Origin of the sequence: Streptosporangium sp. NPDC002544 (assembly GCF_040295965.1) — a bacterium.
Lineage (GTDB): Bacteria > Actinomycetota > Actinomycetes > Streptosporangiales > Streptosporangiaceae > Streptosporangium.
In genome coordinates this window covers 1-18,706 of record NZ_JBEOWJ010000002.1, presented here as the reverse complement: position 1 = coordinate 18,706, position 18,706 = coordinate 1, and the positions used below count along the sequence as shown (strand labels likewise).

At 68.3% G+C, this 18,706-nt stretch carries 19 protein-coding genes; 6 read left to right on the top strand and 13 right to left on the bottom strand.

The window, feature by feature from the left end; genetic code table 11:
• Positions 1–289: 289 nt before the first annotated feature.
• From ABT061_RS02940 to ABT061_RS48325, 7 genes are all read right to left on the bottom strand, one after another.
• Entirely contained in the window at positions 290–448 is a 159-nt protein-coding gene (locus tag ABT061_RS02940) for a hypothetical protein (RefSeq protein WP_350912008.1), read from the bottom strand.
• A 25-nt stretch (positions 449–473) separates the two neighbouring features.
• Positions 474–1,013, bottom strand: coding sequence for a P-loop NTPase family protein (locus ABT061_RS02935; RefSeq protein WP_350912006.1), 540 nt, complete (start codon positions 1,011–1,013; stop codon positions 474–476).
• 311 nt (positions 1,014–1,324) lie between these two features.
• Positions 1,325–1,681, bottom strand: coding sequence for an MmcQ/YjbR family DNA-binding protein (locus tag ABT061_RS02930; RefSeq protein WP_350912004.1), 357 nt, complete (start codon positions 1,679–1,681; stop codon positions 1,325–1,327).
• Positions 1,671–1,856, bottom strand: a complete 186-nt coding sequence (locus tag ABT061_RS02925; RefSeq protein WP_502991330.1) for a response regulator transcription factor — start codon at positions 1,854–1,856, stop codon at positions 1,671–1,673. Before ABT061_RS02925 ends, ABT061_RS02930 begins: the two co-directional genes overlap by 11 nt.
• Positions 1,853–1,975, bottom strand: coding sequence for a keywimysin-related RiPP (locus ABT061_RS02920; protein ID WP_350912002.1), 123 nt, complete (start codon positions 1,973–1,975; stop codon positions 1,853–1,855). The genes ABT061_RS02925 and ABT061_RS02920 overlap by 4 nt, the downstream gene beginning before the upstream one ends.
• A gap of 72 nt (positions 1,976–2,047) precedes the next feature.
• Complete coding sequence (locus ABT061_RS02915; protein ID WP_350912709.1) at positions 2,048–2,329, bottom strand: helix-turn-helix domain-containing protein; 282 nt, start codon at positions 2,327–2,329, stop codon at positions 2,048–2,050.
• Positions 2,330–4,260: 1,931 nt separating this feature from the next.
• On the bottom strand, positions 4,261–4,416 hold the full coding sequence (locus tag ABT061_RS48325) for a hypothetical protein (protein ID WP_502991329.1): 156 nt from the start codon (positions 4,414–4,416) through the stop codon (positions 4,261–4,263).
• A 483-nt stretch (positions 4,417–4,899) separates the two neighbouring features.
• Between ABT061_RS48325 and ABT061_RS02905 the strand changes: the two genes are divergently transcribed.
• Positions 4,900–5,391 (top strand): hypothetical protein, encoded by a 492-nt coding sequence (locus tag ABT061_RS02905; protein ID WP_350912000.1) that lies wholly within the window; start codon positions 4,900–4,902, stop codon positions 5,389–5,391.
• A 49-nt stretch (positions 5,392–5,440) separates the two neighbouring features.
• On the opposite strand, the gene ABT061_RS02900 is transcribed toward ABT061_RS02905, so the two are convergent.
• The 5 genes from ABT061_RS02900 to ABT061_RS02880 all read right to left on the bottom strand — a co-directional run bounded on the left by ABT061_RS02900 (position 5,441) and on the right by ABT061_RS02880 (position 13,756).
• Positions 5,441–7,261 carry an ABC transporter ATP-binding protein gene (locus ABT061_RS02900; RefSeq protein WP_350911998.1) on the bottom strand — a complete coding sequence of 607 codons (1,821 nt, stop codon included), beginning with the start codon at positions 7,259–7,261 and terminating at the stop codon, positions 5,441–5,443.
• A gap of 88 nt (positions 7,262–7,349) precedes the next feature.
• Positions 7,350–10,505: a lantibiotic dehydratase gene (locus tag ABT061_RS02895; RefSeq protein ID WP_350911996.1), complete on the bottom strand. Its 3,156-nt coding sequence runs from the start codon at positions 10,503–10,505 to the stop codon at positions 7,350–7,352.
• A 45-nt stretch (positions 10,506–10,550) separates the two neighbouring features.
• Positions 10,551–11,891: a lanthionine synthetase C family protein gene (locus ABT061_RS02890; protein WP_350911994.1), complete on the bottom strand. Its 1,341-nt coding sequence runs from the start codon at positions 11,889–11,891 to the stop codon at positions 10,551–10,553.
• 532 nt (positions 11,892–12,423) lie between these two features.
• Positions 12,424–12,594, bottom strand: coding sequence for an FDLD family class I lanthipeptide (locus tag ABT061_RS02885; RefSeq protein ID WP_350911992.1), 171 nt, complete (start codon positions 12,592–12,594; stop codon positions 12,424–12,426).
• A 193-nt stretch (positions 12,595–12,787) separates the two neighbouring features.
• Positions 12,788–13,756 carry an LLM class flavin-dependent oxidoreductase gene (locus tag ABT061_RS02880; RefSeq protein ID WP_350911990.1) on the bottom strand — a complete coding sequence of 323 codons (969 nt, stop codon included), beginning with the start codon at positions 13,754–13,756 and terminating at the stop codon, positions 12,788–12,790.
• Positions 13,757–14,085: 329 nt separating this feature from the next.
• Between ABT061_RS02880 and ABT061_RS02875 the strand changes: the two genes are divergently transcribed.
• From ABT061_RS02875 to ABT061_RS02865, 3 genes are all read left to right on the top strand, one after another.
• Entirely contained in the window at positions 14,086–14,691 is a 606-nt protein-coding gene (locus tag ABT061_RS02875) for a DUF1707 SHOCT-like domain-containing protein (RefSeq protein ID WP_350911988.1), read from the top strand.
• 363 nt (positions 14,692–15,054) lie between these two features.
• A complete protein-coding gene (locus ABT061_RS02870) occupies positions 15,055–15,357 on the top strand; it encodes a hypothetical protein (protein ID WP_350911986.1) in 303 nt (100 codons plus the stop codon).
• A gap of 274 nt (positions 15,358–15,631) precedes the next feature.
• Positions 15,632–16,486: a hypothetical protein gene (locus ABT061_RS02865; RefSeq protein WP_350911984.1), complete on the top strand. Its 855-nt coding sequence runs from the start codon at positions 15,632–15,634 to the stop codon at positions 16,484–16,486.
• A gap of 55 nt (positions 16,487–16,541) precedes the next feature.
• Here ABT061_RS02865 and ABT061_RS02860 read toward each other — a convergent pair whose 3' ends face one another.
• Positions 16,542–16,853 (bottom strand): hypothetical protein, encoded by a 312-nt coding sequence (locus tag ABT061_RS02860; protein WP_350911982.1) that lies wholly within the window; start codon positions 16,851–16,853, stop codon positions 16,542–16,544.
• Between the two features lie 355 nt (positions 16,854–17,208).
• Here ABT061_RS02860 and ABT061_RS02855 point away from each other — a divergent pair, with 355 nt between their 5' ends.
• Together ABT061_RS02855 and ABT061_RS02850 are read left to right on the top strand one after the other, a co-directional pair.
• Entirely contained in the window at positions 17,209–17,580 is a 372-nt protein-coding gene (locus tag ABT061_RS02855) for a helix-turn-helix domain-containing protein (protein ID WP_350911980.1), read from the top strand.
• Positions 17,581–17,901: 321 nt separating this feature from the next.
• The gene (locus ABT061_RS02850; protein ID WP_350911978.1) at positions 17,902–18,273 is read left to right on the top strand and encodes a hypothetical protein; all 372 of its coding nucleotides are present in this window, start codon (positions 17,902–17,904) and stop codon (positions 18,271–18,273) included.
• The last annotated feature ends 433 nt before the right edge of the window (positions 18,274–18,706 follow it).

Here is an 18,706-nt window from a genome sequence, read left to right as displayed (position 1 = left end):
CGCGACACTCTCGGCACTCCCGAATAATGAGTATTCGGGAACTGTAAAGGCGGGAACATCGATGCGCAAGGGTCACGGTGATCGCCGGCGGCCACGCCATTCGAGCTCTCCACAGAAGACGCACCATCGGGCTGAGCGAGGAGACGGCGAAGGAACACACCCGGGACGGGGGAATGATCAGTCGCCATGATGGGACTGCAGGCTCCAGTGGAGTGCGAGAGCGACGTGCAGGCGGCGCCGGCTGACTTACTCCGCCACCCTGGATGGGCTCCTCGGTAGCCGACCGAACTCAGTCGACCCGGATGTCCGACGGATGAGTCGCCGGCTGGGTGATCTCGATGGTCATGTACGGGAAGAGTGACAGGCCGGCGCTGACCATGTCGGCCTCGTTGAGCGCCGCGTCAAGTTCGGCCTCGTCGGTGACGTCGACCTTGCGGGCCCGCACCACGGTGGCACACCCGAAGTACGGGCTGTCATGGGGCCGGTCTCGACCCCGTTATCCCGGCTCGCCAGCGGCGGACCTCGCCACTCGTGCGCAGATGGACGACCGTGAGATCAGGATGCCGGTTGATGCGGTCGGCGGTCTCGTCTCTCCTGCGTTCGTACTGCGACCAGGCCCAGCGGATGGGATGCCCGGCGTCCAGCCAGTCGCGAAAGCTCTCCCGGTTGCCGTTCCACAGCTCGCGTCGCGTGACCGCTCGGACGATCGAGCGCCGCACGACCCGCAGCATGATGGCCGAACGGGGGAGATCCAGCCAGATCACCGTGTCCGCGCGCCGCCACAGCAGATCCCCCAGGGCGCCGTGATACTGGTCCTCGGTCACCCAGCGCGGCCCGGCCGAGAACGCCTCCACGTCGGACACGAACTCCGGCCGCTTCCCCCAGCCCGGCCCATGATGAAGAGCGTCGAGCTCGAACCGGGGTAACTTCAGCGCGGTCGACAACGCCACGGCCAGCGTCGTCTTTCCCGATCCGGAGATGCCCGAGATCAACACCCTGTCCATGGCACTCAATCCGACCCACCTTCGGTTGCCCGTAACGCGCACACTGCCCGACACCGGTCCGTTCGCCGCCGGGCGATCCTCGCCCGCCACGTGCGTACGATGTGGCGACGATGCCGCTGCCGGCCGGGAGACCTGCTGCGCCGGCAGGCCGTGGACGCCGCGGACCGGTGACGTCAACCGTCGGCGACGGTGGCCCTGGCCGACGCGTCGCGGGTCTCGGCGTTCACAGGTTCCGACAGGTCTAGGCGCGCCCTCGCCCCCCTGCGAAGCAGCGGTCACACCCGCGTCGTTCCGTACCGCCGCCTTCGGGTAGGCCCCACTCACTCCAGGCGGGCGACCAGGCTCTTGGGCGCGACGGTCCGGTAGGCGTCCCCGACGATCTCGGCGATCTCGGTCCAGTCCTGGGGAACGTCGAGACGGACACCGAGCCAGCCGCGGTGGCCTACGTACGGCGGACGGAAGAAGCGCTCGGGAGCCTCGGCGACCAGGGCCTCCTGGACGCCGGGCGAGGCGGCGCACCAGAAGGCGAGCCGGTCGTCGTGATGGTGGTCGGCGTACATCACGAACGTCTTCCTGCCGCGGACGAACCAGGTCGGCTCTCCGTGGCTGAGTCGTTCGGTGGTCTCGGGGAGCGCGAGGCAGAGCCGGCGCAGCGACTCCAGCGGATCATCGGCCATGGCCAGACGATACTTCGCCCAACGCCACGTCGGGCCGGGACTCCCTGGCCGGCCGCACCGCCTCGGCCCCGTCCGCGGCGGTGCCCACGACGTTGATGTCCGGCTGGGCGTTCAGCGCCGCGGCGAAACCGTGCCTGACGCTCTTCTGGTCGTCGGCGACCAGAACACTGATCACGCCGCCGCCTCCGCGATGAGACGGCCCACGAGCCGGTCACCTACCCGGCAGCCGGAGCCGGCGGTATCGGCCGCGAAGGAGCCGCGCGCGACGAGTGCGGGAGCCTGGTAAACCTTCATGAATTCCCCCTCTCGGCTACCGGAATTCAACGACATGGCAGTCATTTCGCCAGGCCGGCGGACCGGCAATTCTCATTGGTGACGATATTCGTGCTTCGTCGGCTCGCCACCCGGGCGGCTTAGGCGGTGTGTGTAGGACGCCATGCACGCCTGCAGGCGGTTGGCGAACTGGAGCTTTGACATGATCTGCGCCAGGTGGGCGCGTACCGTCCGTTCGCTCACGATGAGCCTGTCCGCGATCTCCTGGTTCGACCCGCCGTCGGCCAGCAGGAGGAACACCTCCAGTTCCCGCGGCGTCAGCCGGTCCAGGAACCCCAACGCGTTTACCCACCCTGGTTCCGGCGCGCTAATCATGATCTCCACGCGTCTCCCCGTTCCGAAGTATCGGCCGTATCTTGCACAGGATTTAGATCAGAGGATCGGATTGCTGATCACGGCGAGCGAAGTTGCCGTGTCCCATGAGGAGCGCGTGGCATGCGGGAGGATCCCTGCTCATGGGTGACCGCGACCGGCAACAGGAACACGGTGAGGACTGCGCCGACCTGGCCGCCGCCGGCCGCGGTCGTGGGCGACGTCTGAAAGCGGACGAGGACCCACCACTGCCGCGCTGCCGAGAGTCGCGGTTGTCTGCCACGGGCGACTGCGGCGAGCCGGACCCGCTCAAGATGATCCCGCCACGCCAGGGATACCACACCGTATCCGGAAGCTGCCTGTGGACCAGGCAGCCAAGGATCAGGACCCACGCCGGGCCAAGGGCGATGACCACCTGACCGAGCCGCGCGTCGGTGCGCGAGCCCACCCTGAGAGGATGGTCGCAATGGTGCCGATTAGGCGCTCGTAATCGATCGCGCCCTCGGATTCTCGCTCTCTGGAGCAAATCCGCTGGCGATTCCCATATCACGCTGGCCGTCCACACTCGATTGGGGGCGACAGAGATGTTCCGGCGAACCACGGAGAAGACGAAGGTCCCCGTCTCGCGAAGGTGCCGACCTGTCCAGCGAAGTCGGCCATGAAGACCCATGGGCTCTGTACGGATCGCACCGAGTGGTCGATGCGCATCCGGCTACCGCCAAGGACCCACGGGAAGGAAGGAAGAAGCCATGCTCTACCGCCGGTGTCGTCTCAATCAGCCGCTCCACCGCAACGTCGACCGGCTCCCCCCTCGGTTCGGAGAACTCCTCGGCGACCGCCCCTTGGCCCAGGACGAGTCCGCGGTCCTCCCTCCCCGGTCATGGGCGGCCGGTTCGCTCACGCTTTTCCGAAAGGCCCGGCCAGGCCTGGAGGGGCGCGTGAAAGCTCCCAGGACTCCTGGCGAGAACCGCCATATACCATAATGAATGCGCCATAACTCCCTAACCCCCTACATAGGTGTGATACAGACATTCGGGAGACTAACATCATTTTATAAGATTTGTAGTGATTGCCGATATTTTTCGTGATCAGGTAACATGACGAAGTTCCAGCCGCCACGGGCCGTGGAGCGCGATCCGCCTGTGTCCGGAACTCCTGGCACGGATGCTCGCGATTCAGCTTGCAGGGCGTTTGATTTGAGCAGATTGCACCTTATGTTCTAGCGACGTTTTCTCAGTAGAATCCGATTCGGATAGAAGGGTTTTCCGTAGCTCAGGCATGCCGTTCGAGTGGACACGCAGACAGATCGCTACGCCCCGAAACAGGCGTGCAGCCTCCGGTGGAAGAGGTCTCACCATAAGATCTCTCCACTACCAGAAGGCCCCACGTGATCGCCTGTCGAGCCATGCTCGACGTCTCCCGTGAACTGATCAGTTCGTCGTCGGCCCACTGCGCACCGAACGCCGGAGTCGCGGCACCAGGACGGGCTCCAGGGCGCCGACCTGCCGGGTTCAGGCTCTGTTCGCGATCGCACGGTTCCGGGACAGGCCCGATCTCGCCCGGCACGGCAAGGCCTTCGGCGTCTTCCTGGCAAGATCACGTGAAAGTCGGCGAGAAGATGTCAGATAGGCGCCTTGCCAGGTTGGGGCGGCCCCGTCCGCTATGCGGTTGGCGCGGCTGTTGATCGGGACAGTGTGGATCATGGCTTGGGAACCGGCGGGGAGGGTTTCACAGTCGCGGGCCAGGTGGCGGTATGACATGAGCCGGCCCGGACTTCGCTCGACGACCCAGCGGCGTTTGCCGACGTGAACACCTCGAGTCCGGATGTTTCCGGAGACGACTTCGACGCCGATGCCAAGCTTGGCGCCGTGTTCGGTCCCGGTGTTTTCGAAGCCGGTGCCGGCCCAGGCTTTGGATATCGTCGGGTAGCTGTTTTAGGCCCGGTCGAGCAGTCGTATTCCGATGACGTTGTCGGACAGGCTTGCGGCAGTGACCATCACGGCGAGGATGATGCCGAGCGCGTCGGTGACGATACCCCGCCTACGGCCGACGACCTTCTTGTTCTTATCCCGGTGCCGGGACAAGAACAATTATCGGGGGTGGCCTGTTATGCCGGGGTTGAGGCGGCCACCTTCACCCCGAGCACGAGTAGTTCGCCGTGCACGCGCCGGTACCCCCACCCGGGTTCTCCCGGGCCAGGCGGAGCATCGGGGCGCGGATGAAACGCGCGGCCGGCCCGGCCGCTTCGGTCTTGACCGATGCGCGTGCAGTGCCGTGATCAACCGGCGCGAAGCCGGCTAATAGCCTTCAAGATTGCTCCATCCATGATCACGTCCCGCTGGCGGGACAGCGCAATGGCAGCGGCACATCCCCTGGCCCGGAACTGCGCACTTCGAGTGGCGCTTTTGGCGGCCGGGACGGACGAGGATGGGTTTCTGAGGATTCTAGCGGGCATTTAACGGACGTTTCCACACTCAACGGGAGGCCGGTGGACACAACGCCCGCGTGCCACCGGGGAGAAGCACTATTATAGCCCTCGAATTGATGCGACGGCCCATGACGAAGGAAGCAGAATGCCCCTCGGCACCGACGGCGAGAAAGATGGCGAGAAGGATGGCGAGAACCCCCAAGATTGGAAGACCGGTGTCGGTGAGATGGTCGCCGACCTGTTCTCCTATTGGATGTTCGGCCTGGGCGCCTACACCGCCGGGGAGTCCGACCGCCAATACGGTCCCGTCAAGCTCGTGATCTGGACCGTGTTCGCGATCGGCATCGCGGCGGCCGTGTCCGCAGTGCGGATCGCCTTGTTCGGCGAGCCTCGGGCCGGCTGGGGGATCGCCCTGGTCCCCCTGATCCTGCCGATGGTCGGCGCCCTCGCGTACCGGCCCAGGCACTACGTTCCCGGCCTGGTCCTGGGCGTGATCGCCGGCCTGCTCACCACGGTCGGTCTGGGCCTCGACCTCGGCGCGACGACGAGCTCCTTCTGGGGCGGGCTGGCCGTGGTGTCGGCGGGCTTCCTGGTCTGCTCCGTGGTGTTCGCCGCGGTCACCTGGCCACGCCGGTGACCCCCGCGTAGCGCTCGGCCAGGCGTCCCCGGCCGAGCGGTACGCGTACTCAGGCCCTGGCCTCGACGGGCTGGTCGAGGTAGCCGGCCGCCTGGAGCCTGAACAGCTTGGCGTAGACGCCCTCCCGGTCCATCAACTCCGCGTGGGTGCCCTCTTCGAGCACCTTGCCATGGTCGATGACCACGATGTGGTCGGCCACCCGCACCGTGGAGAACCGATGGGCGATCATGAGCGTGGTCGACCGGTCGGTCAGGCGGGTCATCTGGCCGAAGATCTCCGCCTCCGCCTCGGCGTCGATCGCGGCGGTCGGCTCGTCGAGGACCACGATCGGCGCGTTCCGCAGGAAGGCGCGGGCCAGCGCGACCTTCTGCCACTCCCCTCCCGACAGCTGCCTGCCGCCCTCGAACCACCGTCCCAGCTGGGTGTCGAGCCCCTTGGGCAGCTCGTCGATGAACGGCAGGGCGCCCGCCTGGCCGGCGGCCCGCCGGACGGCCTCGTTGTCGTCCAGCGCCGTCACCCTGCCGAAGCCGATGTTCTCCCTGGCCGACGCCTCGTACTGCACGAAGTCCTGGAAGATCACGCCGATGTTGCGGCGCAGCTCCTCCAGGTCGTACTCCTCGATCGGGTGGCCGTCGATCAGTATCTCGCCGCCGGTCGGCGCGTAGAACCTGGCCAGGAGCTTGACCAGGGTGGTCTTGCCGGCGCCGTTCTGGCCGACCAGGGCCACGCACTGGCCGGCGGGCAGGAACAGGTTCAGGTTCGACAGCACGGGGGTGTCGGTACCGGGGTAGGCGAAGGTGACGTTCCTGAACTGCACGCCCTTGGTCAGGGTGGCGGGGAACGGCCTGCTGCCGCTGGGGAGCGCGTCCTCCGGGATGTCCAGGAAGGAGAACAGGTTGCCCAGGAACAGGTTGTGCTCGTACAGCTGGGCGATGCCGCCGAACAGCGATCCCAGCGCGCCCTGCACCAACGTGATCGCCGCGATGTACCCCGCGAACTGACCCACCTGGCCGGTGCCGACCGTGGTGGACACCGCGAACAGCACCGCCCCGCCGGCCGCGGCCACGCTCAGCAGGCCGAGCAGCGCCGACGCCACGGCCTGCCGGCCCTCCAGTTGGCGGTCCACCGCGTAGAACCGGCCCACCATCGCCCGGAACCGCTCCAGGAAGAGCGGGCCGAGGTCGAACAGGCGGGTCTCCTTGAATGTTCGGTCGGTCGTCACGAGGTACTGCAGGTACGTCGTACGGCGCCGGTCCGCGGAACGGTCGTGCTCGATCTTCCAGCCGAGCCTGCCGAAGAACAGGTTGGCCACCATGGTCGGCACCGGGGCGAGCAGCACCACCAGCGCGACCCGCACGTCCCAGGACAGCAGCACCACGGTCACCGACACCAGGGAGACGGCGTTGGAGGTGACCGCGATCAGGTCGGCGAAGATCTGGTACGGCCGGAACCCGGCCTCACGGGTCGCCCGCTGGAGACCGTCGTAGGTCGTGGGGTCCTCGAAGTGGCGCAACTGGAGGCGGATGGCCTTGGCCATGATGCGCTCGTTGACCTGGTTGGCCATCCGGTACTGCAGGAGCGTCTCAAGGTAGTTGCGGCCGACCGCGAAGAAGTGCGCGAGCGCCATGAGGCCGGCCAGCGCGCCACCGGCCCACAGCGCCGTGCGCAACCCGTCGCCATCGGTCACCGCGTCCGCCACGGCCTGCACGGCCATCGCCGTGAGATACACGTTGAGGGCCGGGATGACCGAGGTCACCGCCGTCAGCGTGAGGACCCCCACCACGTGCCGCGGGTTGACCTCCCACAGCAGCCGCAGGGCGCGCGCCCAGTATTTTCCCTGCCGGCCGGATTGCGTGTCCGACACCATCATCTTCTCCTCACCGAACCTCTTCCACCCGCCACCGTGGAGACGGCGACCGCGTCTCCCGATCCGTTACCCAGAAACGTCTGACAAAGGTTCACCGCCGGGGCCGTCCCCGCACGGCCCGGATGGCGAGCAGCCACAGCGCATGGACGGCCCGCTCGCGGTCCTGGTCCATTCCGAGTAGCCGGTTGATCTGCATGTGGGCCAGGCTCGCCAGGATGCGCCGCTCGTCGCCGACCAGGCGGCCCTCGTCCGCCAGGTTCCGTACCCGTGTGCCTGCGGCGGCCAACGTGTCCCGCTGGAGCGCGAAGACCTGGCGGAGCGTGCCCAGGTGTGCCCGGGCGACCGGATCGGGGTGCCGGTCCCAGGGTTCGACCAGGTCGCACAGGGTGCGCTGGATCTGCCGGAAGCGCTTGCGGATCGGATCGGCGATGTCCATCTCCTGGTCGCCGGCGATCCGCAGCGGGTCCAGGCCCCAGTCGCGGTACAGGTGGTGCACGGCCATGACGGCGAGGACGTCGGGCTCCAGCCCCTGGAGGCCGACCCGTAGCAGGGCCGCCAGTTCGGCCGACACGTCGCTGTTGGCGGTGAAGACCTCCTCCAGGGTGCCGATCGCCAGCGGGCCACCGTACCGCTCGATCTCCCTGTCGTAGCCCACCAGGGCGAGGTCCGCGGCGAGGCCAGCCCTGACGCACTCCCGCGCCCAGGCGATGCACCGGGTGGTCACCTGCGCGATGTCCGCCGGGTCCGTGCCCCGCACCCGCACCCGCACCCGCAGGTGCGGGCCGGGGTCGCAGTAGCGGATGTAGAACCAGCGGTCGATCAGGCCGTCCGCGCGCAGCCCCGCGACCAGTTCCCGCAGCGGCCCGACGATGACGTCGTCGTGCTGGTTGAGCGCGGAGTACAGCTTGAGGTAGACCCACTCGTCGCCCACCAGGCGTCGGCGGGGCACGGCGGGCAGGGTGCCGGCGGGAGGCACCTGCGAGATCGGGGGGCGGCGTACCCGCGCCGGATCCCTGGCGAGCATGGGCACCACGATCTCGCTCAGGTACCGCCCGCCGGCATCGTCGCCGAGCCACGCCTCCGGCATGCCGGGAAGCATCTCCTGGAGCACCAGAGGGCTCCCCGCGCCGCCACGCTCGGCCCTGCGCAGCTCCTCCTCAAGCTCGGCCGCGCACAGTGGGTGTTCCAGGTCCAGGAGCAGCCGGTTGTCCATCCAGGACAGGTAGACGTACCTGGGCACCCGCCAGGTCTCCCGCCACCGCGCCAGCCCGGCGCCGAAGTCGCCCTCGCCCAGCATTCGGGAGGTGAGTGTCCACTGCGCCGGATGCAGCACCGCCCGGCCGCGGACCACCCTGGGCAGGTACGGCGCGGCCGCGGCGGGGCCCCAGTCGAAGCCCACGTGCGGCATGAAGCCGTCCTGGGACAGCTCGATCAGCAGGCGGCAGACGTTCGGCGCGTTCTGCGCGGAGAGCATGTGGCCCTGGGTGACATAGACCTCCTGGCCGAGCCGGGCCGAGCGCAGGTAGAAGCGGTCGGCGGTGGCGCCCACCAGGATGTCGCCCAGCGCGATCCGGTGCTCGGGGACCACCGAGGGCGAGGTGTTGATGCAGATCTCGTAGCGGCGCAGCGGCGGATGGAAGGTGACGTTCCCGCCCCTGCCATGCGGCGGCACATAGCTCAACTCGGCGAAGATCGCATCGGGGTACAGTTCCTCCTCCGCGCGCGCGAACTCCTGCAGCCGGGCCACCGACTCCTCGTCCAACAGGTCGAAGAACCGCCCGAAGGTACGACCGCCGTCGGTCATCGCGCCCGGCGAGACGACGAACCGCCACTCCCCTGCGTCGATCGCGGCCGGCGACTCGGCCGCGATCTGCCCGTAGATGTCCAGCGACGGCCGCAGCGCGGTCCGCTCCCCTGGGGGCCGCCAGGCGGTCAGCCGGGCGAGCAGGTCATCGGTGATCTCGATCTCGGCGAGCCCGCGGTGCAGCGCGTCGGCCGCCAGGGAGGCGAACACCAGGTCCCTGCGCCGGCTGTCCTCCTCGGGGACCGCGGCGAGCGGGACCGCACGGGGCGGCATGGTGTACGTCGGCGGGGCGTCGAGGCCGGTCTCCGGGCTGAGCACCTCCAGCAGCGGCACCTCGGCGTCCACGCCGTACCGCTCCAGGAAGGCGCTGTGGTACTCGACGATGTGGTGCGGACGGCGCCGGGTGACGCCGAGGCGCAGCAGCACGTCGGTGGCCTCCGCCGCCACGGTGGCGACCTGCCGGGACAGCTCGCCGCGTGCCGCGAGGGCGGCGTCGACCTGGTAGGTCTCCCGGGTGTTGCCGGGCGTCATGGCGCGCTGCCGGGCGGACAGCCGGTCCAGCGCCGCGGTCCCCGCCGTACCGTGCGCGTCGTCGATCGCGTCGGCGAGTTCTCTGACCTCGGTGAGGCCGGCCCGCACCGCCTCCGTGCCCGCGACGCCGTCCAGCCGCTTGAGCAGATCCAGCTCGGACAGCGGCGCGGTCATCGCCGGCCGCAGATCGCTGATCAGCACGTGCAGGTCCCACAGCTGGGCCAGCAGGGCACGGGCCTTGTCCGGGGTGGCGCCCGGCACGTCGGTGGCGATCCGCTCGGCAATCTCGGCGTACGTGGTGCCCGGCACGGCGGCCATGCCGAGCGCCAGCTCGACCGGCGCCGTGACCCGGAACCCCACGTGCCGGTTGTCGGCCGTGCCGTACACGTCGGCGAACGACAGCACCGCACGGTCCCCGACCCGGTACAGCATCGGGTTGACGCCCACGTGCAGACCGTCGCGCAGCGTGTCGTCCTCTTCCAGTTCCTTGATGAGGGACAGCAGCCAGCCGGCGTCCGCCCGGGTACGGGTGCGGGCCAGCGGGTCGCGTGCCAGGTGGAGGGAGGTGGTCCCGGCGAACCGGCCCCCGCCCACGCCGGAGAACAGGCCGTAGGGCGTCGGCCTGGTCGCCATCCTGGTCCCGTACCGCAGCAGCGTCGAGTAGGCCCGGGCCACGCGCTTCTCGTCGGCGCCGGACAGGTGCGCGAGACCCGCGGTCATGCTCGGGCTGGCCACGTGCAGCGCCTGCACAAAGCGGGGGTGCTCGCTGAGCGACCTGAGTCGTTCCCTGGCGCCGTCCGCGCCACCGTCACCGGAGAGCAGTCCGGTGAACGTCTGGACGGGCATGATGGGGGCGCGCAGCAGGAAGAATCCGGCCGGGGTGTACAGCCGGGATACAGGGGTGTTCGTCATCGGTTGCCCTCTCCGTCGCTCTCGTCGCTCTGTCGCCGGGTTCGGTCAGCTGATGAGCAGCGCCCGTTCCCATCGGGTGGACGCCGACACGGACACCGACCACAGGGCGAGCGCCACCCCCGCGGCACCGGTGAGCAGGCCGGGACTGTCCAGCAGGACGCCCGGCTGTTCGAGGTCCTGGACGCCGAGCGGCAGGTCGGGGTCGCAGTGCTCCAGCACGGCCTCGGTGAGGACGGGGAGCGTCCGGCGCGCCACGGCGCTGTCGGTGTCCCTGGCGAAGCGCGCGCAGATCGCCAGCAGGCCGGCCGCTCCGTGGCACAGGGTGGCCGAACTGAAGTGGCCCTCGCCGGCGAACCTGTGCAGCACGCCTTCCAGCGCGGAGCTCGCGAACCGGCGCAGGGCGTGGTCGTCCAGCGCGTCGGCGGCGTGCAGCAGGGCGCAGGCCACTCCGGGGGTGCCGTAGCACCAGGCGACCCGGGCCGGGGCAAGACCGTGCCGGTGCTCCGCGCCGGAGGCGTCGAGCGGGATCCCCATGGCCCAGCTGGGGCCGTGCTCGTCGGCGATGGCGGCGTCCACGAGGTAGTCGGCCACCTGTCGGATCGTGGTGCGCACCGGCTCGCCGCCGTGCCCGGCGCGCCGGGCAAGGGCCAGCGCGGCCAGCGGGCCGGGGATCCCGTGGGCCAGGCCGAGGTTGACGTACCCGTGCGGATAGGCCTCGTGGTAGTCCTCCGCGGGGAAGAACTCCGGCGGTATGAACCACGGCCGGCGTTCCCCCGTCCCGTCGCACAGCCACAGCAGGTCGTCGATCAGTCGGCGGACGGCCTCCGCGGCGACGGGCTCGGCCGAGTCCGCGTCGGCCATCCTGGTGAGGCTGCCCGTGGCGCCCACGATCACGTCGTAGTCGTGGTCGGCCACTCCACCGGCTCCCCCGGCACGCCGCCAGGACGCGGCGGTGAGCACCTGGTCGGCCAGCTTGCGGTCCAGACCGCGGGCGGCGGCCTCGTACCGCGGGTCGTCACTCGCCGCGTCGGCCAGGACGAGCGCCAGACCGGCCGTGCCCGCGGCCATACCGGCGTCGGCCAGCGGCTCCTCGTGAGTGCTGCGCACGGCGGTGACCACCTGTTCGTGGGCGAGGTCCCGCCAGTGCTCGGCGTCGTCAGGCAGCGCCCTGGCGGCCTGGCGGAACAGCAGCGCGCTGCTCCCGTGTCCCGAGTACAGGGAGGCACCGCCCCAGCCGAAGGGGTACCGAGCGGTCTGCTCGGACCTGGCCACGGCCAACCGCACCACCTCGGGGTCGGCGAGCCTGCGCGCGATGAGCTCGGCGGTCTTCCTGGCCGCTTCGGACAGCGCCTTGGTGACGTGCCCGGATTCGACAAGTGTGCTCACGGATCTCCCTATGGGTCGCGCAACCGGCGGGCCTGGTGAGGGGCGCATCCCGGTAACGAACCGGGAGCCGGGACGCCGGTCGGCGGACTCCTGATCGCCACCTCGGGCGACAGGGCCGGTGGAAAAAGCTTTAATGAGAGGTGGCCGCCGTACCCGCGGCGTGAGGCGTTGGCGGGGCACGGCGGCTTCAATGGTGGGCCCGCCGTGATTCCAGCGCGGCGGATCCATCCACACCCCCGAACACGGCTTTCCGACACGACGATCGGAAAACGCTTCATTATTCCTGGCCCGCGGGCCGGACGGCATATTGTGGGACGTGATTCCGGAGGCCGTCATTCGTGACGCACATGACGCGCCGACGGCTCACCGGGCGTATTGCCGTTTTCGGATGGCACGGCTTTCCGAAATCACGACCCGTCTTACCTGAGCCGTTCCCGCGGTGTGCGGCCGCCGTGTCCGCGAGTTTTCTGCACGGACACGGCGGCTCGGGCGGGGCCGCCGAGATTCCAGCGCGGCGGACCCTTTCAGCGGACTACCAGCAGCCGAGCGGGCACTGCGTGATGCAGCTCACACAGGTGCAGCTGCGGCAGGTCACCCGGGTGCAGACCAGACGGGTCACCACGCTGATCGAGTCGGGCTCGGCGATGTCCCCGGGCTTGGCGACGCGGACGTCCAGGTCGAACTGGTCCCTGACAGCAGACATGTGTCTCCACCTTTTCATTTCTGGCCGTTAGGCCAAATGGGCTGGCACATGTGACGAGCGGAAATCCGGGGTGGTCTTTCCGGCGTTCAACCGTCGGGGCCCGCCCGGCTTTCCTCTTCCGGCGCCGGACTCTGTCACACACATTCATCCTGACATTTCAGGACCACATGGCTCTATTGTCGATTACGCCGATTTACTCGAGGGCCGCCAGCACATCGGCCAGGTCGGCCAGCGCCGCGCCGGGACCCTCGGTGGCCAGCACGCCGCAGGAGTTGAGCACGACCTCGTCCGCGCCGGCCTCGTGGAACCGGCGCAGTTCGGCCGCGATCTCGTCGGGCTTGCCCGCCACGAACGCCCCGGCGTCCAGCAGTGCCCTGGAGACATCCGCCGGGCCGAGACCCGCCAGTTCAACCCCCGCCCGGCGCAGCATGTCGGCGTAGTGCCCGGCCTCCAGGTGCGCGCCGGTCGCCACCCGGACGAGCCGCCCGATGTCCCGCCCCGGCCGCTCGACCGCGACGTGCACGACGGACACCACCCGGGGCGGCCGGGGACGCCCCTGCGCCCCGGCCCGCAGCGCCGGGAGCAGGACGCCGCCCAGATATCCGGCGGGCACCAGCCAGGTGATTGCGACGTCCGCGACCGCCCCCGCCGTACGCGCCATCATGGGCCGCAGCACGCCCGCGCCCACCTCGACCCCAGGATGCTCGGCGGGCAGCAGCATGCCGTGCACCGTGAAGTGCTCGCCCTCGTGCTCGACGGCCCGGCCGTCGAGCAGGGCGCGTACCGCCGACAGGTACTCCTCGACCGCCCGCCGGGGGCTGCGGTACGGCCGGCCGGCCAGGTTCGCCGTGAACTCCGGGTCACCGGCGCCGAAGCCCGCGACGTACGGCCGGCCGGTGAGCACGGCCAGCGACCTGGCCTCGACTGCGGCCTGGTAGGGATGGCGCAGCGGCAGCAGCGTGACGCTGGAGCCCATCGGCACGCGCAGCCCGCGCCCGGCCAGGTAGGCGGCCGCCAGGTGGGTGTCCACGTTCAGTGACTGGCCCAGCCACAGGCGTTCAGCCCCCGAACGGAGCACGAACTCGGCGAACGGCACGACCACGTCCGGATGGCGGATCTGCAACGGGTAGACGACCGAGACGGCGAGGGCGTTCGAAGACATGTGAACCTCTCACATCGGGCGGATGGCACGGGGTGCCCATCGTGGGGCGCGGTGTCCCGATCCCTCAATTGGCGGTCCTGACGATTTCCGGCTCGGTCCGGTGGAACCTGCCGGTTGAGCCGGGTCGGGGCGCGGTGCCGGCCTTACGGCCGGCCCGTCTCCCCGCCCCGCTCGCCGCACCCGCCCTCTCTGCCGGACCGAGCCCGCTCCCCGGCCTGCCGCCACACTGCCGGCCCTTCGTCGGCATCCAGAGGCCGCGGGCGAGCTGGGCGTGACCGAACCCCCTGGCAAGCTCCCCGTCAGGATGAATGAGAACTATCGTGGCCAGCATGGAAAATCCCCCTCAGCGTAGGGACTCCCAGATGTCACACCTGCGCGCCTCGGACAGCAATAGGGAGCAGGTCAGCACCCTGCTCGGTGAAGCCCTGAGCACCGGTCAGCTGAGCCACGAGGAGTACTCCGAGCGCCTGGACAGGCTCTACCAGGCCAAGACCGTGGGGGAGCTCGAGGTCCTCACCCGCGACCTACAGGTCGACCGGCACCGTCCGGCCGCGACCCCGGTGTCCTACCTGCCGGATGCGAACTCCAAGCCCGAGAACATCGTCGCCATCTTCGGCGGTGCCGAGCGCAAGGGCCGCTGGCGGATGCGGCGGCGGACCAAAGCGCTGGCCGTCTTCGGCGGCCTGCGGTTTGACCTGACCGACGCCGAGTTCGAGGCGAAAGAGGTCGAGATCACGGTCAACGCGATCTTCGGTGGGGCCGAGATCATCGTGCCCGAGGGGACGGAGGTGCGCTGCCATGGCATCGGCATCTTCGGCGGCTTCGACGTGCACAGCAGCCCAGACGTCGACCCGTCGGCGCCAGTGGTCGTGGTGAGGGGCCTGGCGCTGTTCGGCGGAGTGAGCGGTAAGGCCCGGCGCCGGCGCGAGCGCTGAGCGACGCGCCTGGGGCGCTTCGAAGGCATCAGGGCGTAACCACGTCCTGGAGCACCGCAATCGTCCGGCACAGGTGTTCACCATCACTACCGGCTCCGAAGCCTGGTCATCGGTGCGACGGCCATCTTCTTGATGGCCGTAGGCACCTTTTTTTGATTATCTTCCGCTACGCCTGACCCGCGTCGGCCTCCTGGCAGGGAAACGACCCCGGCACGGCGAAGGGGCCTGAATCAACGATCCTGGTCCCTTTTCCACTTCAGCACATCGAGTCTGCTCCGTCATGGTGACCGACCTGCGGTGATCCCCTGGAAAGCGTTCCAAGCCGGGGCGATTCAATGCTCATCGAGGAGCTGACCCGGGTCAGTGAAGCTCGTCTTCGAGCAGGCCCGTCGTGTACTTGTCGCACCACCTACCTTCGTGCCGGAAGATTTGGCGCAGTCGGCCTTCGTCAACGAATCCGACCTTGTGGTGGAGATGGTGAGCCGCGTGGTTCTCTTTCTCGAAGCCATACCGGCAGACCGCACGTACCGCGTCCGGGCCAAATCCGCGTCCGGCATAGCCGGGGTAGCTCCCCGCATGCTGCTGGCCATGACCAGGGCGACGTACCGCTTGTGGTGCGTCCCTCATCAGACCGGATCCGCCGGCCACGAGGAGACCACCCCATGACCACACGCGACGAGGCAAGCGGAATGCGACCCCTTCGGTATTCCATCAACGTCCACAGCTACCTGAAATGAAAATCGCTGAGATCACCTCAGTGATCGGGTGATGGGCTGGGCGGTGGCGTGGTTGTGGCCAAATGGCAGCGCTCAGTGCCAGGAGGCGCTGAGCGATACGTGGTCCCACGCACCGAGCTCGAGGTACGGGCACCGTGCGGTTCGAGGTCGAGCCGGCCTTACAGGGTGCCCTGTCGGTCCCAGAGACCCTCGATAATCTTCGGATGCTGCGATTACTCGCGACGCTCCTGATGTTGACTCTGCTCGTCAGCGACGGCCACCTCCTCGTCGGACAGCTCACCTTCGATGACCACGCCGCCCGCGCCGTCTGGACCTGGCGGACCAGCGGCGCGGCGGAGATCTGGCGCAACGGCTTCGTCCCGACGGAGGACCTGAGCAAGATGCCACACGACGTGGAGCAGCGGATCTCCAGTGACGAGGAGTACGGCTTCGCCGTGGCCGGCCCGCTCCCCCCGACCCCGGACGAGGCGCGTATCCGCTGGGACGACGGTTCCACCACGCAGGTCTCCGTGATCAGCGCACGCCAGGCGCTGATCACACTGTCCCCCTACGAGGAGGAGGCCTCCAGCCAAGACGATCGGGCGTACAAGATGACCACCGCCACCTTCACGACCATGCGCCTGCGGACCCTGCGCGGCATGGCCACCGTCCCGGCGTGGCGGCTGTACTTCTCCAACCTGCCCGGCCCGATCGACCACGTCGCAGTCGACCGGGCCACGCTCGGCACCGTCGAAGACGCCGTTGGTGACCACCTGTCCCCCGACGTCAGAGGCTTCGAGGTGCTCGACGAGCGCACGCTGCGGGTGAACTACGACTACGGCGTCTGCCTCGGCCGAAAGATGCCGACCGTCCACCCGCGGGCCGACGAGCGGCCCGACGTCGTGGTCCTCGGAATCGAGGTCCACGAGCGCGTCGGTAACGGCCTGTGTGCGGGCGTCGGCGCATCCGGCGAGGGCGTCGTCCGGCTCGGGGAACCGCTGGGCGACCGGGTGGTGCTGGATGCGAAAAGCCGACTTCCCATCTGCCTCCGTTGGTCGGCCCCCTGCCGCGCCGGGTGACCTCCGGGCGCAACCGGGCCACCGCCCAGCCCATCACTCGATCAACTGATCGGACTTAGGACCTACTCGTCCAGGAGGAGAAACCCGTCCTGCACATCCGTGTAGAGCTCCGCCGCGCAGATCTCCCCGGTCTCCCCGAGGCGACGTCCGCCCAAGGCTCGCGCGGCTCCTCGGGTACGTCGTCCCACGCCTCAAGCCGGATACCCACGCGGTCGTCGTCCGCGGAGACGCGGCAGCAGTTCGTGATCGCTCCGAACCAGCCGCCACCCGGGAAGTCGCCGGGATCGTAGGCGAACGTCACATCGACCACGAAGAACGTGCGGTCGTAGGCGTTCAGCTCGCAGTCGCTGCGAGAGATCAGGGGCACCGCGATCCTCCTCGGGCGAGGTTCTCCGGGCACGCGCCCGCCCCTACCTTCTATCGCGTGCCAGCTGAAGGTCATCAAGCGTGAAGTGCCCTGAAGGCCCCACATGACGAGATCACCGCAGGTCAGCGACCCAACAGCTCAGAACATCGAGATCTGATGCGTCATGGGGGCCGACCTGCGATGATCTCTTAGAAGGTGTTCTGAGCTGGGCTTTTGGCGTTCGCTGGTTCTCATCGTTTCCTGCTGCTTCTCGCGCCTGTGTGCCCTGAGTGTGCCCTGCCCTCGTAGATCTGGGTGATCTAAAACTGACAGACATCGTTGACACCCGGATCTCCGGCCACTACGGAGACCATCTATGTCCACCCCAAACCCCCCGCTGGATCGTGAGGCCAAGCGGCGCCTGGCCATCATCCGTCACGTCGAAGAGGTCTCGGGCAACGTCGCGCTGACGTGCCGCTACTACGGGATCAGCCGGCAGGCGTACTACATCTGGTACCGCCGCTACCAGGCCGAGGGCGTCGAGGGCCTGCGCACCCGGTCCAAGCGGCCCACACCTGGAACGCCTTGTCGAGATCCACGAGGGTGTTGTCCAGATCGAAGAGCGCAAGTCGTTGCACGGTGGATCATCCTAGGTCGGCACTTTGCCGGGTCTGAGAACTCACAGCAAAATGATCTACGTTGTGCTTTGATCTCTCGTTGTAGTGGCGGCAAGAAGAGCAGGAAGTAACTCGGCTGGAATCATGGGGCAGCGATGTCAAAAACGCGCGGGGGACGAATGGCGGCTTCGGGCCGGTGGCTGGCTGCAGGGGGAAGCGCCGCTCTAGCGCTTGGGGTTGCGGCCGCCGCTTGGTCCGCCCTGCAACCGTCCTGGTCTGATTACCCTGGCACAGCCAAAGAGGAGGTTGTCTCGGTCGACTCCTCGACGCGCGAGGCGCTCCTTGAGGCCGCTGACCGTTTTTTGGAGACAGATCCCGATCGTGTCGGAAGCTATGTCTTGGCTAGTGACAGGCCGGATCTGAGTCCGCGCGTGTTTTGCCATGAGGAATTCGTGGAGGTACGCCGGAAAAGCTCTCAACTACTGCTCGGGATCGTGGCCGTGTGTGAGGAACTCGCCCGCTCTGGGACCTTGCTCGTCGGCGGCACCGGTTACCGGACCTCGCTTCTTCTCACCGTCGAGTCGGTCAACGGAGGCTTCACTGTACGGCAGGTGGAGGAACCTCTGGACGGGGACCTGAACGTTCCTTCGGTGCGCGAGATGTTCTCTCCCGGAGGAGCACCGCGGGCATTGAAACTGACCGCCACCGGTTCGGACATGCACGATGTGGTCAGAGAAGAGGCCCGCGAGGTCTTCGGCCTGCCCTCGGACACCGATGTCACGTACATCACCGAGTTGGAGAGCACTTCCAGCCCTCGTCCGTAGTCCGTGGGCTCATCCACGTGACGTTTCCGGCCAGCCCCTGGCCGGTTCATCTACATGACGGGCATGACCCGTACAGAGATCATTCTGTAGGGGCTTCGGGACGGCTGCGGGATCGGGAGGCTCTGGCGTGCCAGCGGTTCGCCGAGTTGGGGGACGACCTGCGGAAACACCGTCAAGATCATTCCGTGTATATTCCGCGGCCACTGGCACAGGGCTGCCTACAGCTGCGTTCGGTTGCCTAGGTGCGCTGAGGCACGATCGTGAATCACTCCAGGTCAGGGGTGTATCCGCTGGTCAGAAGAGTGCCCCCGGCATGATTCGAACATGCGACACCCGCTTTAGTCTCCAATCTCCCCTGGCGGAGGAGGCCGTTCGGGCCTGAAAATCGGGGTGGTTGCTCGCTGACGTCGTATCTCCTTGGTCGTTCAGGCCG

Coding starts and splice junctions, on each gene's coding strand:
- ABT061_RS02885 (WP_350911992.1), bottom strand. CDS start 12,594: ATGTCTGCTGTCAGGGACCAGTTCGACCTGGACGTCCGCGTCGCCAAG.
- ABT061_RS02930 (WP_350912004.1), bottom strand. CDS start 1,681: ATGGCCGATGATCCGCTGGAGTCGCTGCGCCGGCTCTGCCTCGCGCTC.
- ABT061_RS02920 (WP_350912002.1), bottom strand. CDS start 1,975: ATGAAGGTTTACCAGGCTCCCGCACTCGTCGCGCGCGGCTCCTTCGCG.
- ABT061_RS02875 (WP_350911988.1), top strand. CDS start 14,086: ATGGAAAATCCCCCTCAGCGTAGGGACTCCCAGATGTCACACCTGCGC.
- ABT061_RS02915 (WP_350912709.1), bottom strand. CDS start 2,329: ATGATTAGCGCGCCGGAACCAGGGTGGGTAAACGCGTTGGGGTTCCTG.
- ABT061_RS02880 (WP_350911990.1), bottom strand. CDS start 13,756: ATGTCTTCGAACGCCCTCGCCGTCTCGGTCGTCTACCCGTTGCAGATC.
- ABT061_RS02865 (WP_350911984.1), top strand. CDS start 15,632: ATGCTGCGATTACTCGCGACGCTCCTGATGTTGACTCTGCTCGTCAGC.
- ABT061_RS02900 (WP_350911998.1), bottom strand. CDS start 7,261: ATGATGGTGTCGGACACGCAATCCGGCCGGCAGGGAAAATACTGGGCG.
- ABT061_RS02855 (WP_350911980.1), top strand. CDS start 17,209: ATGTCCACCCCAAACCCCCCGCTGGATCGTGAGGCCAAGCGGCGCCTG.
- ABT061_RS02895 (WP_350911996.1), bottom strand. CDS start 10,505: ATGACGAACACCCCTGTATCCCGGCTGTACACCCCGGCCGGATTCTTC.
- ABT061_RS02905 (WP_350912000.1), top strand. CDS start 4,900: ATGCCCCTCGGCACCGACGGCGAGAAAGATGGCGAGAAGGATGGCGAG.